Annotated in this window: 15 protein-coding genes and 2 pseudogenes; 9 read left to right on the top strand and 8 right to left on the bottom strand. The window is 37.3% G+C overall.

Features of this window, described 5'->3' with window-relative positions:
* The first annotated feature begins 105 nt into the window (after positions 1-105).
* Complete coding sequence (locus G3O08_RS15385; protein WP_163286278.1) at positions 106-453, top strand: four helix bundle protein; 348 nt, start codon at positions 106-108, stop codon at positions 451-453.
* A gap of 64 nt (positions 454-517) precedes the next feature.
* The gene (locus G3O08_RS15380; RefSeq protein WP_163286277.1) at positions 518-3625 is read left to right on the top strand and encodes an efflux RND transporter permease subunit; all 3108 of its coding nucleotides are present in this window, start codon (positions 518-520) and stop codon (positions 3623-3625) included.
* A 568-nt stretch (positions 3626-4193) separates the two neighbouring features.
* Here the strand turns inward: G3O08_RS15380 and G3O08_RS15375 are convergent.
* From G3O08_RS15375 to rhuM, 6 genes and pseudogenes are all read right to left on the bottom strand, one after another.
* Positions 4194-4454: a DUF2442 domain-containing protein gene (locus G3O08_RS15375; RefSeq protein ID WP_163286276.1), complete on the bottom strand. Its 261-nt coding sequence runs from the start codon at positions 4452-4454 to the stop codon at positions 4194-4196.
* A 140-nt stretch (positions 4455-4594) separates the two neighbouring features.
* Entirely contained in the window at positions 4595-5740 is a 1146-nt protein-coding gene (locus G3O08_RS15370; RefSeq protein ID WP_163286275.1) for an ATP-binding protein, read from the bottom strand.
* Positions 5741-6033: 293 nt separating this feature from the next.
* On the bottom strand, positions 6034-7350 hold the full coding sequence (locus G3O08_RS15365; RefSeq protein ID WP_163286274.1) for a T9SS type A sorting domain-containing protein: 1317 nt from the start codon (positions 7348-7350) through the stop codon (positions 6034-6036).
* Positions 7351-7450: 100 nt separating this feature from the next.
* The gene (locus G3O08_RS15360; RefSeq protein WP_163286273.1) at positions 7451-8656 is read right to left on the bottom strand and encodes a T9SS type A sorting domain-containing protein; all 1206 of its coding nucleotides are present in this window, start codon (positions 8654-8656) and stop codon (positions 7451-7453) included.
* Between the two features lie 57 nt (positions 8657-8713).
* On the bottom strand, positions 8714-9742 hold the full coding sequence (locus tag G3O08_RS15355) for a T9SS type A sorting domain-containing protein (protein ID WP_163286264.1): 1029 nt from the start codon (positions 9740-9742) through the stop codon (positions 8714-8716).
* A pseudogene (rhuM, locus tag G3O08_RS15350) lies at positions 9670-10417 on the bottom strand (RhuM family protein). Before rhuM ends, G3O08_RS15355 begins: the two are co-directional and overlap by 73 nt.
* Before the next feature lie 361 nt (positions 10418-10778).
* On the opposite strand from rhuM, the pseudogene G3O08_RS21910 reads away from it, so the two are divergent.
* A pseudogene (locus G3O08_RS21910) lies at positions 10779-10877 on the top strand (hypothetical protein); the annotation flags it as partial.
* A gap of 252 nt (positions 10878-11129) precedes the next feature.
* Here G3O08_RS21910 and G3O08_RS21565 read toward each other — a convergent pair.
* Together G3O08_RS21565 and G3O08_RS15335 are read right to left on the bottom strand one after the other, a co-directional pair.
* Entirely contained in the window at positions 11130-11228 is a 99-nt protein-coding gene (locus tag G3O08_RS21565) for a type II toxin-antitoxin system RelE/ParE family toxin (protein WP_163286272.1), read from the bottom strand.
* Positions 11221-11466: a ribbon-helix-helix domain-containing protein gene (locus tag G3O08_RS15335; RefSeq protein WP_163286271.1), complete on the bottom strand. Its 246-nt coding sequence runs from the start codon at positions 11464-11466 to the stop codon at positions 11221-11223. Before G3O08_RS15335 ends, G3O08_RS21565 begins: the two co-directional genes overlap by 8 nt.
* Before the next feature lie 266 nt (positions 11467-11732).
* Here G3O08_RS15335 and G3O08_RS15330 point away from each other — a divergent pair, with 266 nt between their 5' ends.
* The 6 genes from G3O08_RS15330 (at position 11733) to G3O08_RS15305 (ending at position 14355) form a co-directional block, all read left to right on the top strand.
* Positions 11733-12149 carry an HYC_CC_PP family protein gene (locus tag G3O08_RS15330; protein ID WP_163286270.1) on the top strand — a complete coding sequence of 139 codons (417 nt, stop codon included), beginning with the start codon at positions 11733-11735 and terminating at the stop codon, positions 12147-12149.
* A 139-nt stretch (positions 12150-12288) separates the two neighbouring features.
* A complete protein-coding gene (locus G3O08_RS15325) occupies positions 12289-12537 on the top strand; it encodes a hypothetical protein (protein WP_163286269.1) in 249 nt (82 codons plus the stop codon).
* A gap of 69 nt (positions 12538-12606) precedes the next feature.
* Entirely contained in the window at positions 12607-13158 is a 552-nt protein-coding gene (locus G3O08_RS15320; protein WP_163286268.1) for a hypothetical protein, read from the top strand.
* Positions 13159-13243: 85 nt separating this feature from the next.
* Positions 13244-13435 carry an SHOCT domain-containing protein gene (locus G3O08_RS21905; protein ID WP_163286267.1) on the top strand — a complete coding sequence of 64 codons (192 nt, stop codon included), beginning with the start codon at positions 13244-13246 and terminating at the stop codon, positions 13433-13435.
* A gap of 6 nt (positions 13436-13441) precedes the next feature.
* Complete coding sequence (locus G3O08_RS15310; RefSeq protein ID WP_163286266.1) at positions 13442-13828, top strand: DUF302 domain-containing protein; 387 nt, start codon at positions 13442-13444, stop codon at positions 13826-13828.
* A gap of 86 nt (positions 13829-13914) precedes the next feature.
* Positions 13915-14355, top strand: coding sequence for a hypothetical protein (locus tag G3O08_RS15305; protein ID WP_163286265.1), 441 nt, complete (start codon positions 13915-13917; stop codon positions 14353-14355).
* Positions 14356-14576: the final 221 nt, after the last annotated feature.

The raw sequence follows: 14576 nt of genomic DNA, 5'->3' as shown, positions 1-14576 counted from the left end.
TGGAAATGTTGAATTGTGAATTATAAATTTTGAATTGTGTACGCATTAAAAATTCAACATTCAACATTAAAAACTAAAAATTAACCATTAATAAAAAAAATAATCATGAATAAAGAGAACATCATTTTAACCAAGTCATTCGATTTTGCTCTGCAAATAATTGAACTTTATAAAGAAATGAAAGCCCAGAATGAGTATGTCCTTTCCAAACAAGTTTTAAGAAGTGGAACAAGTATAGGTGCGAATGTGGAAGAAGCTACGGCAGCCATTTCCAAAAAAGATTTTACAGCCAAAATGTCTATTTCATCAAAAGAAGCAAGAGAAACAAGGTACTGGCTAAAGTTGATTGATAGAAGTAATCTCGTAAATGTGAATGTAAAATCTCACTTGAACGATGTAGAACAACTCATCAATATACTTACCGCAATTGTCAAAACTTCTCAAAACAACTAATTCGCCATTCGAAATTCAACATTGAGCATTCAACATTTAAAATTCAACATTCAAAATTTCTTACATGTTAAACAAAATATTATCAGTTTCACTTCACAATAGATTGCTCATCCTGTTGGGAGCGGTTGCGTTGAGCGTGTTGGGTATTTATTACGCCCGCACAATGAACGTCGATGTATTCCCAGACCTTACTGCACCCACGGTAACCATTCTTACCGAAGCACACGGAATGGAATCTGAAGAAGTCGAAAAATTAGTAACCTATCAATTGGAAACGGCCTTAAATGGTTCGCCAAATGTGAGAAGGATTCGCTCTTCGTCGGCAGCTGGAATATCCATAGTATGGATAGAATTTGAATGGGGAACCGATATATATCGGGCGCGTCAAATTGTGAGCGAGCGAATCCCAATGGTAAGAGAGAATTTGCCGGAAGGTATTGGCGCACCAACAATGGCACCTATCTCATCCATTATGGGCGAAATAATGTTGTTGGGAGTGACTTCAGATAGTTTGTCGCCAATGGAGTTGAGAACCTTATCGGATTGGACAATCAGACCACGTTTAAAAGCGATTGGTGGCATTGCGAACGTAGTGGTCATCGGTGGCGATTACAAGCAATACCAAGTATTTGCCAATCCTGAAAAGATGAAGCATTACGGTGTAGGCCTATCTGAATTGGTAGAAAAGGTTAAAGAATCGAATACGAATGCGCCCGGCGGAATTATCAATCAATATGGTAATCAATACATCATTAAAGGAAGCGGTAGAGCTTATGCGTTGGAAGATTTGCAAGAAGCGGTTTTGAAACAAGTCAATGGTCAAACCATCAAAATAAAAGATGTGGCAACTGTTCAGATTGGTGCTGCGGATAAAATAGGCGATGGATCATTGAATGCAAAACCGGCTGTAATTTTAACCATTTCGAAACAGCCCGATGTCAATACTCTTGAATTGACAGACCGACTTGATGAAGCGATTGCCGATTTGGAAAAAACCTTGCCGAAAGGTGTCGATATCAAAAGTCAAATCTTTAGACAGTCCGATTTTATTGATGCTTCCATCAGCAATTTGAATCAAACTTTATTGGAAGGTGCCTTTTTTGTAATGATTATCCTTTTCATCTTTTTGATGAATTGGCGAACAACGCTCATTTCTTTATTGGCAATTCCTATTTCATTATTGGTGTCAATCATTATTTTAAAATGGATGGGTTATACCATCAATACAATGAGTTTAGGTGGGATGGCAATAGCAATTGGGGCATTGGTAGATGATGCGATTATCGATGTGGAAAATGTGTATAAACGCTTACGCGAAAACATTCGGAAACCAAAGGCAGAACGCCAATCTACCATAACGGTTGTTCGTGATGCTTCGGTAGAAATACGAAGTTCCATCATCATTGCAACACTAATTATTATTGTATCATTTATTCCTTTATTCTTTTTAAGCGGAATGGAAGGACGATTGCTGCAACCATTGGGAATTGCGTTTGTAACATCCGTTTTAACATCATTGGTTGTTGCGGTAACAGTAACCCCTATTTTATGTTCATATTTATTAAATAGCGAAAAGCTATTGAAAAAGCAAGCAGACGGCACGCGTGTAGAACGATGGTTGCAAAAACATTATGGCAACTTATTGGAACGGGCTACAAAAATACCAAAGACCATTATCGGCGTTACGGTAATTGCCTTTGTGATCAGTCTTTTCGTAATGACTCAATTGGGAAGAAGTTTTCTACCCGAATTTAATGAAGGCTCACTGGTAATTAGTGTGGTTGGCCCACCGGCAATGTCTTTGGAAGAGAGCAACAAAACAGGAATATTGATAGAGACAATATTGCTGGATTTACCCGAAGTGGAAGTCGTAACCCGCAGACAAGGTCGTGCCGAATTAGACGAACATGCGCAAGGCGTAAATGCTTCGGAAATTGATGTGCCTTTTGTTCTCAAAGACAAAACCAAAGAAGAATTTTTTGAAGAAGTCAGGAACAAATTGAGCGTTGCGCCGGGTGTTAATATTACGTTGGGGCAACCCATTGCGCACCGCATAGACCACATGCTTTCGGGTACGCGAGCCAATATTGCCATCAAAATATTCGGTTCAGATTTGCAACGCTTGTTTGAAGTAGGTAAAAGCGTGGAGCAGAACATCAAAGATATTGATGGGTTGGCAGATGTTGCGGTTGACCAGCAAATTGAAGTGCCGCAAATACGCATCCAGCCAAAACGCCAAATCCTTTCGGCTTATGGTATGACGGTTGGTAATTTAATGCAGCAAGTAGATATTGCCTTTGCAGGCGAAGAAGCAGGTGAGATTTATGAAGGTCAGAAGTATTTTGATTTGGTGGTTCGCTACGGGAAACCATTTCGGGATAATATCGAAAACATTGGCAATGCCTTAATCAGTTTGCCAAATGGCGGTCAAACTACTTTAGGGGAATTGGCAACGGTTGCTTCTGTAAGCAGTCCGAGTAAGATTAGCCGTGAAGACGTACAACGTAAAATTGTAGTCGCTGCCAATGTACAAGGCAGGGATTTACGCGGTGCCGTAGAAGAAATCAAAGAAGTTGTGGCAAACAATGTAAATATGCCTGAAGGTTATCGAATTCAATACGGCGGACAGTTTGAAAGTGAAGCCAAAGCATCGCGAATGCTTTTGATAACTGCGATTATTGCCATAGCCATTATATTTCTGTTGCTGTATTATGAATTTAAGGATATAAAATTGGCATTTGTGGTACTCATCAATTTACCGTTAGCTTTAATAGGTGGCATTTTAATAGTCTATTTCACATCAGGAATTATCAGTATTGCAGCCACCATCGGATTTATTAGTCTCTTTGGAATTGCAACGCGTAACGGTATTTTATTGGTGTCACGCTATGAAGATTTGAGAAAGGAAGGGATGCAAGGCTTCGAATTGATAAAAACAGGAGCTATAGACCGTTTAAACCCAATTTTAATGACAGCCTTTACAACAGGTTTGGCATTGATACCATTAGCCTTGAAAGGCGGCGAACCGGGAAGTGAAATACAAAGTCCTATGGCTGTGGTTATTTTGGGTGGTTTGCTTACAGCTACGATTTTAAATTTAGTTGTTATTCCTTGTGTGTATCTGTTGGTAGTCAATAAAAGACGGCCTACAAAAGAAGTCAATTTGATTTGAGAGAATAGGTGAAGATGTAAAAACTATTGGAGTCATTCCAAACCGTCGGAACGAGTTGTTCGCTAAGCTTTATTTGGCAATGGCCAGAAGTATAATTGGTAATACGTTTAGGTGGGTTGGTTTGGCTCTTTTGGCAAATTAGTTCGTTAAAGAAAGGGCTGGGGTTGTATTGGCTACAGCCCTTGTTTTGCGGAATTTATAACGCTTCACAAAATTGATTTGGGCAAACTTAGACCCGGCGACCTTTCCGGAATAGCGAAAGTAGGGATTTGAGTAATATGATGATTAAAAATATTGATTTAAACTTATTGATACGTTGATTTACATTGTGTTGCAGGATTCGATTGCTGCTGGAATTTCGTTTCAATTTCTGGGAATTTGGCTTTCGCCAATGATTGCTGCTGTGGCTATGAGTTTTAGCTATGTTTCGGTAATTGCGAATGTTTTAAGGTTAAAGGGGATGAATTTTGGGTGAGATTTCTTGGAGTTTGGTAGTGATGCTGACGGTCACCATCTACGATTCTTGTTAATTGGGCGAGCGGAACGAGCCTTAAATCGGAAGATAAGGTTATTTCTGTGAGAATACTTTCTCATTTTCGCTAATCAAATCATAAAGAAATTCAGGTGCCAAATCTGCGCCATTTGGCCATTCAAGTGTCCAAGTGTTAAGCTTAAAGTTTTTAAAAAAGGTTTTGTCTTTTAAGGGCTCGAAAATATGGCCTTCAAGCTTATCTATTAAATCGACTATACCACTTTTTCCATCATTGAATTTTAAGAAGACTCTAAACTCATCTTTGTAAACTGCTTCGGTAATCCATATTGGTTTCATGCTTTCCTATTTTAATGGTTCAATTTTAATTGGAGCTTCTCCATTCTGGCATTTCCCCGGGTTTGATGATCGCTCTTCTCTATATATGTATTTGGTAACAAACACCATTTAAAAAGGTGACGGTACAGGCTTCATTTATTCTAACCATCTAAATTCAACCACTCAGAATAAGTATCAGGATTAACAACGTTAAAACTGGCATCGGGGTATGCGCTCTTCCATCCTGCGGGGACTCTGGCCTTCTTTCTTACACTCCATTTAAATTCGTAGGCATGAAGTTCCCCTCCTCTATCTTCAATCCAGTCTATTTCTTGTTGATCGTATGTGCGCCAAAAGTAATTGTAAACCAACATATTGCTGTAGCTCTGAAATTTAACGCGCTCGCTAACCATATAATTTTCCCACAATATTCCCATGTCGTTTCGCAACTGAATGGGATTCAAATTACCTATTAGAATATTTCGAATTCCATTATCAAGAAAATAATACATATTGCTTTTGGTCACTTCTTTTCTCAAATTTCGGCTAAACCCGCCTACTTTGGTGATTACAAATACCTTTGTTAGCAGGTCTAAGTACTTATCGACCGTATTTCTGCTAATTTGTAGCGTTTTTGACAATTCAGGAATACTAACTTCACTACCAACTTGAAAAGCAATTAATCTAAGCAGATCGATAATTTTGTCAGAATTCTGTATCGTCTCAAAAGTGAGAATATCTTTTAACAAGTAAGAATGTAATAGTTCGCGCAAATACAGATGCTTTTCCTCATCTGTTTTCATTTGTAATAGTTCCGGGTAATTTCCAAAAATTAAGCTTGAATGTAATTGATCAACCTTGTTAATCAAAGGGTTCACTTTTGATAGTTCTTGCTCTGAAATACTGTAAAGCTTAAACGTCATTTTTCGTCCAGTAAGCGGCTCGCCCGTGTAATTTTCAACATCAAATGCCGACGACCCTGTAACCAGAATTTTTAATCCGTTGATTTCATCAACCATTAACTTTAAAGCATTACCAATATCAGGTATTTTTTGAGCTTCATCAATAATCAGAAAGTTCTTTCCACTTACTATTTTTTCTAAGGCAATTTTACTTCGTCGTGAAAATAATTCTCTTGTAGCAAGATCTTCACCGTTAAGCAATACATAAGGCTCATTGGTTTCACTAAGTATCTGTTGAATAAGAAAAGTCTTTCCTACTCTTCTGGGGCCGAGCAGAACGACAACTTTATTTGGTCTCAAATATTTTTCAATTTGTGTTTTGACTATTCTGGGATAAGGCTTCATTTCCACGTTTTGAACAAATTTACGTAAATTCGTTCAAACGATTGAACCAAATGACGTTAATTCGTTCATTTTGACATTTTCACCGAGCTTCGTTGGTTTTCGATGCAATAAGATCTCTACGAAATTCTGGTGCCAAACCTGCATCTTACGGCCACTGAAGTCAACAATCATTGAGCTCAACATTAACATATCCCCATTTAAAACAAACCAGTCTGTGAACTGACTAAATTTAGCTAAATTTGGTCAAGGCATGGACTATATTATAAAAAGACCCTCTGATGAACTTTAAACAATCACTCCATAACAATCCGCTTATTCACAACTCCATGATCAGTCAAAATCTTTAAAATATAAACTCCCGATGCAAGACCTGAAAGATCAAGCTGGGTGAGATTATTAGGAAATGATTTTACCACCTTGCCATTGGTATCCATTAATTCCAATTGGCGAATAGAAATACCTTCTTCAAATTGAATCTTTAGTTCATTTGATGAAGGGTTTGGAAATACTTTGAGCTTTAAAGATAGTTCGGCCTTGTCAATACTCAAAATTTCACCGCCAGTTGTTGTCTTCAGAATTAACCCATCTGAACCAACTACCCACCCATTCTGTTCGTCAATAAAATAAACGCCGTAGAGCCTGCTTGTAGTGGATGCTCCTGTTTCTAATGGCATCCAAGAATCACCACCGTCTATTGATTTATAAAGTTCTCCATACCAACAAGATGCAAAGTAGGAATTTGGCTGATCGGCATTGATATGAAAGTCGAGTACAGCTGCAGAAAATATCAAACCACTTGTATCAATTGCAGCCTGATTCCAAGTTGCACCACCATCGGTAGTTTTTTCTAATTGGGGATTATACCACCCGCCATTAAAACCTTCATCTTCAGATAGAAATTTAAACGCTTCCAAAACGGTAGGAACTGTAAATCCTTCCCCATTAACAACTTCCCAGTCTACACCACCATTCGTTGTTTTTCCAATCAAATTAGAACCTATTCCATCAATTGCCAAACTCGAAAATCCAATTTCACTATTCAGAAATGATAGGAAATTGAAATGAAATTGCGATGTTTCATCGTATAAAACGTCCCACGTTAATCCATAATCGTTTGAACGTATCAGACGATCCGGATTTCCTGATATTACGCAAGTTGAATCGTTGAAAATTGCAATATCCGCGAAATATTGCAATTGATCAAATTCAACAATAGTCCAATTTATTCCTCCATCAACTGTTCGGTAAATATCACTGCCTATGGCCAGACCAATTTGCTCGTTAAAGAAGGCCACTTTACGCAACCAAATCGTATCTACCGAGAGCACAGTTTCCCAATTAAGCCCGGCATCGATGCTACGAACTATAGTTCCAGAATCACCTACCGCAATTCCTATTTCGGAATCAATAAAAAAGATGTCGTAAAGGTCTTTGGACGTTGAAGAATTGCAGGTTTCAAATTGTGCGAACAATGAATTTGATACCATCAAGAATAGTGCAAAACCTAAGACGCTAATTGCTCTGAACTTAGTAATCTTGCTGTGCCAATTTGCTCGCGCCGCAAAAGGCAAAAAGATAAGGAGATTAAGAATTCGTGTTTTGGTTTTCATGATCGTTTGGTTAAAAGACTCTTGCAAAGTAGGCTTTTGATTTTTGTGAACCTTACGTTAAAAACCTGACTCTTTTAGTCCTATAATTGCATAAACCATCTTACCTCGCTATCACAACCTTCTCCGTTATCGTTCCTTCACTCGTTTCAAAAGTCAGGAAGTAAATTCCAGCAGCAAGGTTTGAAGTATCAATCTCTCTTCTGCTCAACGAAAGCGTTTCAATAATCTGGCCATTTGAATTGGCCAACTGTATTTTATTCAGCTTCAAGCCTTCCGGGAGTTGAAAGGTCAGAATTTCTTTTGCAGGGTTGGGGTAAATATCAATCTTTTTTTTTAAACCTTCAATATCCAATTGACCAGTTATTCCTCCATTGTTGTTGGTTTTAAATATATTGCCAGATTCACCCAATAAAAAACCCATATTATACTGATAATGAATACTATTAACATTATACACACCCTGACTAATCCAATCTATTCCAAAATTAGCCGTATAGTATAAATTGGAATCTATAGCTAAACCATAAATCAAATCTGTCGAGACGATTAAAGAATAATTATCTGGTCCTCCGATAACAGTGTTCCACTCATTTCCAAAGTCATTACTATAATGAATGTTAGAGCCGTATGTGGCTTTTATGATTAAAGTGTCGCCAAAACAAGCAAAGTCCGAGTTGTTAAATTGATTTGCATTTAAGCCTGGTGGAAATGTTTGAGTGCTAAACCAAGTATTGCCGAAATCTGAAGATCGTTCGATATTTGACGCACTTGCATTCATAATAATTAAGCCGTAAGAATTTACATTGAACATTCCTATCTGCGATTTAATTAGAAATAGATCATTATCTATTAATCGCTTTAGACCTAGATCTAATGCATCATGAAGATATAATTTGTTATCATAAACTCTCACGTCAATAGGCTTATAATTGATTTGCTCAATATTCCAATCTTGCATTGGGGGTGATAATAATGTTGAAACCATATAGAACATTCCATTTCGTGATGCGAAGGCAAGAAGCTTAGTTTGATTGCTTTCAGTAATGACCGCGACATGTTGAAATGATAGAGAGTCTATTGAATATATTGTCTCCCAATTTTCACCGCTGTCTTCCGTTTTCAGGATTATTCCATTACCTTGAAATGATGCAGAAATGTTGTCACCACCAACGCAAAAGCCTGTGGTGCTATCAACAAAAAATATGTCGTTTAACTGTTCGCTGGTGTTTGAATTCACCTCATACCATTGGGCTCTAAGATGGGGAAAAGAAAATAGAAACAATACTAATCCTACCAATACCTTCATAATATTTTTTTTAAATTCCCTTCTTCAATAACTTTTGAAGAAGAAAGAGATTAGAACTCATTGTACAATAATCGTTTCAGAATCAACGGACTGTCCATCACAAACCAAGATAACGCTATACGATCCAGGCTGATAGCTCGACAAATTAATTGTGACAACACTCTGGTTTACATCCAATATATATTGGTTAGAAGTATTACCATAAGGCTGCATTAGGGTTAGATAAGCCGAGCTTGCATCACTCGCAAGGTAATTTACATTCACCTGAGTGCTGCTTGGATTAGGAGACATTCCTAAAATTGCATATATCTGCACTTCTACATTTGCTTCATCATAGTCCTTAATTCCATCTGTTCTGGCTATAACCTCTAATTTATATGTGGTAGTTACTGCTGGTGATACCTGCAAATCTTTTCCCGTATAGACAAGAGTTCCTGTTGGATCATACCAATTATAAATTGCTGGTTCAAATATATCTACTGCATCCAGCCTGCCAAAATCACCTTTAAAAATCTCGTCATCATCTCCTGCGTCAGCCAAAAATCCATTTCTAACAGGTGAAATCACCTTGAAAACTTCACCACCGAGCACCTGATTAGATCCATGTTCTCTTTGTATAAGATTGTACTTATACTCGGGCAAAAATGGCATATTATCTACAAGAAAATTGAAACTCAAATGTACCAAACCGCGTTCTTTAGGAGCAAAAGTAAGATTTTTTAATTTCGCAGGATTTCCAGTAACAATTACCTGAAACTTATCTTCGCGAGAAACAGTTAAATTATCAGCTTGGGCACCTCCGGCAATCCATTTATTCCAAATATCTTCTTCCATTGTTATTTTTACCTCTGCTTCATCTGTTATTTGTTTATCACCGCTATACTTTGGTAGCGAAAATTCAAGATCATACTTCATCACCTGATTTGCAATGTTACCGACGGATACGTTTGCGCCTACTATTTTTTCATCATCCCAAGTGCCATTAGGGTTGCCTACCAACTCTTGCATATCAATTACCGAAAGGTTCTTCCAAACAATGTTGTTATTGTTTTTCGTATTGGCATATAAACTATCCGTGCCGTCCAATCCTTCATATACATTGGCTTACGATTATATGCTTGCAACTCGGCAATTTCTAAATAAGCAGTCACCATTCTGTTCAAGACAGCCAATTCCTTTTCATTCAAATAATTCTTAGCAATTTCTATTTCTTTTTTAGTAGGCTTTTCTCCTTTTTAATTGGTAAGACCCAGACTTAGTTTAGCGGCATCTATGCGTTGGTAAATAATTTCAGCAGCGGTATTACCATGTGCTGCCCAGTGCTTTTTATTTTGTACGGTTTTAAAAAAGGTAGCAGATAAATCCGATTTAGGATCATAGTCTATGCTGGTGGCATAAATATCGAGAACTTTGCGCCAGAATACTTTTTCTGAAGACCGAATGTCTCGTATGCGGGTCAATAATTCTTCAAAATAATTGCCCCCACCAGCATCTTTCAGCAGCTCATCATTCATAGTAAAACCTTTAACAAGGTATTCTCGAAGACGTTGCCCAAATTCTAAATTGCGTACCTCTCAAGGATTTAACACGGTAGCCTACCGAAATAATCACATCGAGATTGTAATGATTGGTAGGTTTAGTAGAAAAATCGGAAATTCCGATTTTTCTTATTGATTCCTTTTTTTGTAGTTCCCCCTCTTTGTATATATTCAGAATGTGTTCATTAATAGTTGACTTTGCCTTTTGAAACAATTCAGCCATCTGTTCAATGGTCAGCCAGACGGTTTCATCTTCAAGCCGCGTTTGAATCTTGGTCAGACCATTTTCAGTTTGGTAAATAATGATTTCTGAATTTTCCATTTTATGCTCTGTTGCTGTAAAATCTTACTTCCAGTTATTTCAATGCGCTTAAGGACTTCCTTACCGCTAAAGCCTTAATTATTTCTATGGTGTTGGCGTAGCCTTCTGCTTGCTCATCCATTGCATTTCTGTGTGCGTATTTTTCTAACACTTTTTTCCTGCGTAGTAATCAACTTATAAATCCTATCGCAAAAATACCAATTCTCATCTTACTACTCAAAACATAGAAGTACCGTGAAAAAAGTGGGGCGCCTTCTCCGAAAGTATTACACTTTATCTTTCCGCTTTTGCCTCTTCATTGTATTTTGTGCGGATAAGTACAAATAAGGGTTCTGTGCTTAAAAAAGTTGTGGTGTTTTGAAATAGAAACGTAGTGTTCGGGATTTGCGGAAGGCTGTGTTTTGTTAATGGTTTCTGGCTCAAACTAAAACCGAGTCAATATATCCAGTCCCAAAATGACGGCAATAATCTCGACTCTAAGACCAACAACGCGCAAGTAAATACTCTCTGAAATATAAACGCAGCGATGATAGTCGACTCCGTATTCTGGGACGCCTTGATAGCGCAGTGGGCTTTTGGCAATATCTTCGAAGCCAATAATAAGGCCATCGTATTACCGCTCGGCTTGCTGCTCACCAAAGCGTTCGTATCCGAAACGATATATATTCTTCAGGTCTGTTCTGGCAGCTTCACTTAGGAAATAATCAGACATTCAAGCCAAGCTCTTTTCTGATTTCTTGACGAATATCTTCAGCAGAAAGATCAGTAAAACCACCATCTTCTGCCTTCTTCAACCTTGCTCGTACGTAATCGATATGCGTCTGCTCTGCGCGTGCTTTGCGAATGAGATCATTGACAACTTCGCTCTTCGAACTGAACTCTTCGCTATTGACCTGCGCATTAAGCCACAGATCATTGGGCGATGTGAATGTTATACTTTGTCTTGGCATGGGTTCTTCTTTATGTGGTTCAAATATACATCATAAACGAATCACATTCACTATTGGTTCAAAGGAACTTTTCAGAAGACTTAATCACCGAACTTGAATCGAAGCAGTAGCAAACGAAACAATTGACGAAGCTGATGGATTAAAATGCATCAGATCGAAGCCACAACCAAATCTACCCCTAAAAAATACCCCCACCCCACAATTTCACAACATAAACATAGAATTTTATAACATTTTATAAAATAACATCTACTATATTTGACCCAATGCGCAAAGTCATCGCCATATCACTTTCGTTTATCCTGTTGCTCAGCAATGTAGGCTTAACGCTTGCAAGCCATTATTGCGGTGGTGAAGCTGTAGAGTCGCAGCTTATGATTGGGGAAAAAAGTTTGGATTGCGAAATGCCGGATATGGACGCAACATGTGAAAATGACGGTGCAGCCAATATGGTTCGACCTATTCCGTGCTGCGAAAATCACTATACCACCCTAAGTCTCAAAGATGGTTTTACGACAACAGGTCTTATTACTGCTCCCAACGCCATTTTTATTCAGGCTCTTGTAGCCACTTTTATTGGTTTCTCATTCGCCCGCGAATCTCTAAGGGACGATTTTTTCACTTACCTGCCTCCGGTCGCCTGGCCGGATATCAGCATTCTTTTTCAGGTTTTTCGACTTTGATTTGATGTTGACTTGTGGTGGCCACACCGATTGGCTATCGCGTCCACTTCATTTATTTTATTTCATCAAATCAATTTTATACTGAATACTAGTATTCGCTAATTTTTAGGAGAATAAGCTGGTTACCATCCTTATTCTGATGAAAATTAGACTTTATGGGATGCGTTCTGACAGAAACTCATTTTATCGAAAATGCCATTATGATTGTGGTGTTGATTGTAATGTCAACACAAATTATTTGAATTTAATCGTGTACAAGATGAGTTCGCAAAAGAATTCTGGATTAAGAATATGGTCTGTAGCCGCTACCAAAAGTTATGTAGGCATAGAACGCATGAAGCAGCGAAGATTGTATGCAATCTGGCATGAATATGATGATGAATTTTAAAATCGAATAAAAGAATAGATTTCCAAAATATAAAAAAATCAGTTTAACCGAATATTTAATAATCTAAAAATGAAAAATATGAAAACGACAGTAAAAATTTTAATGACAGTTGGATTAGTTGGAACAATGCTTAGTTGCAAATCATCCTTTAATGCCACCGAAACAATGCAGGTTGAAGAAAATAGAAATGCCATTTATCAAGAAATTATTTCAAACCCTGTTCAGTTTACCAATTTCATCAGCGATGCGCAAAAAAATGAAGGCGCCAAAAAGATATTAATGAAAACGCATATGGAACAGATGGAATCTGGAAACATGAAAATGATGATGGAGAAAAACCCCGAAATGAAGGAAAAAATGCAATCCCATATGCAGGTGATGATGGATAAAAATCCGGAAATGATGCAAAAGATGCAATCTAAAATGCTCGCTAAAATGATGGAGAGTGAAAACGGTCGTAAAATGCTAATGGATGAAATCCATAATAACGAAATGATGAAAATGGAAATGAAAGAAAAGATGATGCAAATGATGGACGAAAACCCTGAAATGATGGAAGAAATGATGCAGAAATTGATGGAAAAAAACCCTGAAATGATGAAGATGATGAAAGGAAAATGAAAAACGATGGATAATAAATTCCTGCCCTAAAGATTGGGGTAATTTTAAATGAAAACAATTAGTTAACTATTAAAACTATACAATTATGATGATGTGGTGGTGGATACTGATACCGATTGTGCTTGTATTGGGCGTATTTCTAAACAATGGAAGAAATAGACAAAAAACAGTGAGGATGGAAAATCCTAAGAATATTCTGGACAACCGATTCGCCAAGGGCGAAATATCCAAAGAAGAGTATGAAGAACAAAAACGAACGTTGAACACTAAAAATTAAAAGATTATGAACTATTATTTTAATAAAACAATGAAAGGCACTTTTGAAGATGTTATCGATAAAGTTACTCAAGGATTGAAAGATGAAGGTTTTGGTATACTCACTGAAATTGATGTGCAAGAAACCTTAAAGAAAAAACTGGATGTAAACTTTAAAAAGTATAGGATACTTGGAGCTTGTAACCCGCCATATGCACATAAAGCTTTGCAAGCAGAAGATAAAATTGGAACGATGTTGCCTTGCAATGTAATTGTCCAGGAAATTGGAGAAGGAGTTATTGAGGTAGCCGCGGTAAATCCAATGGCATCGATGCAAGCTGTGGAAAATGAGAAATTGAACGAGATTGCCAATGAAATAACTTCAATGCTGAAAAATGTAATTGAAAAATTATAAGGCTTTTTAAAAAGTAGTTAAACAACAAATTATAATCACAAACTTAAATCAAAACAAACTAAATAGTAATCTAAAAATTAAATATTATGAGAACACTAGTAATTATTTTTTCAGTAATCGGGCTTATTACACTAAACAGTTGTAAGCAAGAAAAAGATGTAAAAACGATGCTTCAAAACTCAGAAACAAGGAGTGAAGTGATGAAAACCATTGCAGAAAACCACGATTATATGGCCGAGTTTATGGACAATATGCCAAACAACCAACACGCCATGCAAATGATGCAGGGCAACAAAAAAATGATGGTCAACATGATGCAGGGAGGAGGAATGCAAATGATGATGAAAGATAGTGCTATGATGAACTCAATGATGGATGGAATGATGAACGACGGCAAGATGATGGGAACGATGATGAAAATGATGCACCAAAAAGGCATGATGACCGAGGACTGCATGGAATCCTGCACAAAGATGATGGGCGAAAAAGGAATGGATATGCAGGGAATGAATAAAATGGAAAAGTGAGCTACGAGATAAAAATTCTGAAGTTTAATCAACAAAATTTGAAATAATGATGCACAATAACGAAGATTACTATTACTGGGGAATGCATATGGGCTCTCTCCAGCCCCTTAAATGATTGGACACAGATTAAAGTTTGAAAAAAACTTTAATTTAGAACCAATGAAAAACAAAAAACGAAAAAGCACACAGGAAAAGATCACCATCATTAAAGAAGGTAAGGA

Origin of the sequence: Cryomorpha ignava, assembly GCF_010686655.1 — a bacterium.
Lineage (GTDB): Bacteria > Bacteroidota > Bacteroidia > Flavobacteriales_D > Cryomorphaceae > Cryomorpha > Cryomorpha ignava.
The sequence above is the reverse complement of the archived record's forward strand: the minus strand, read 5'-3'. Positions and strand labels throughout refer to the sequence as shown.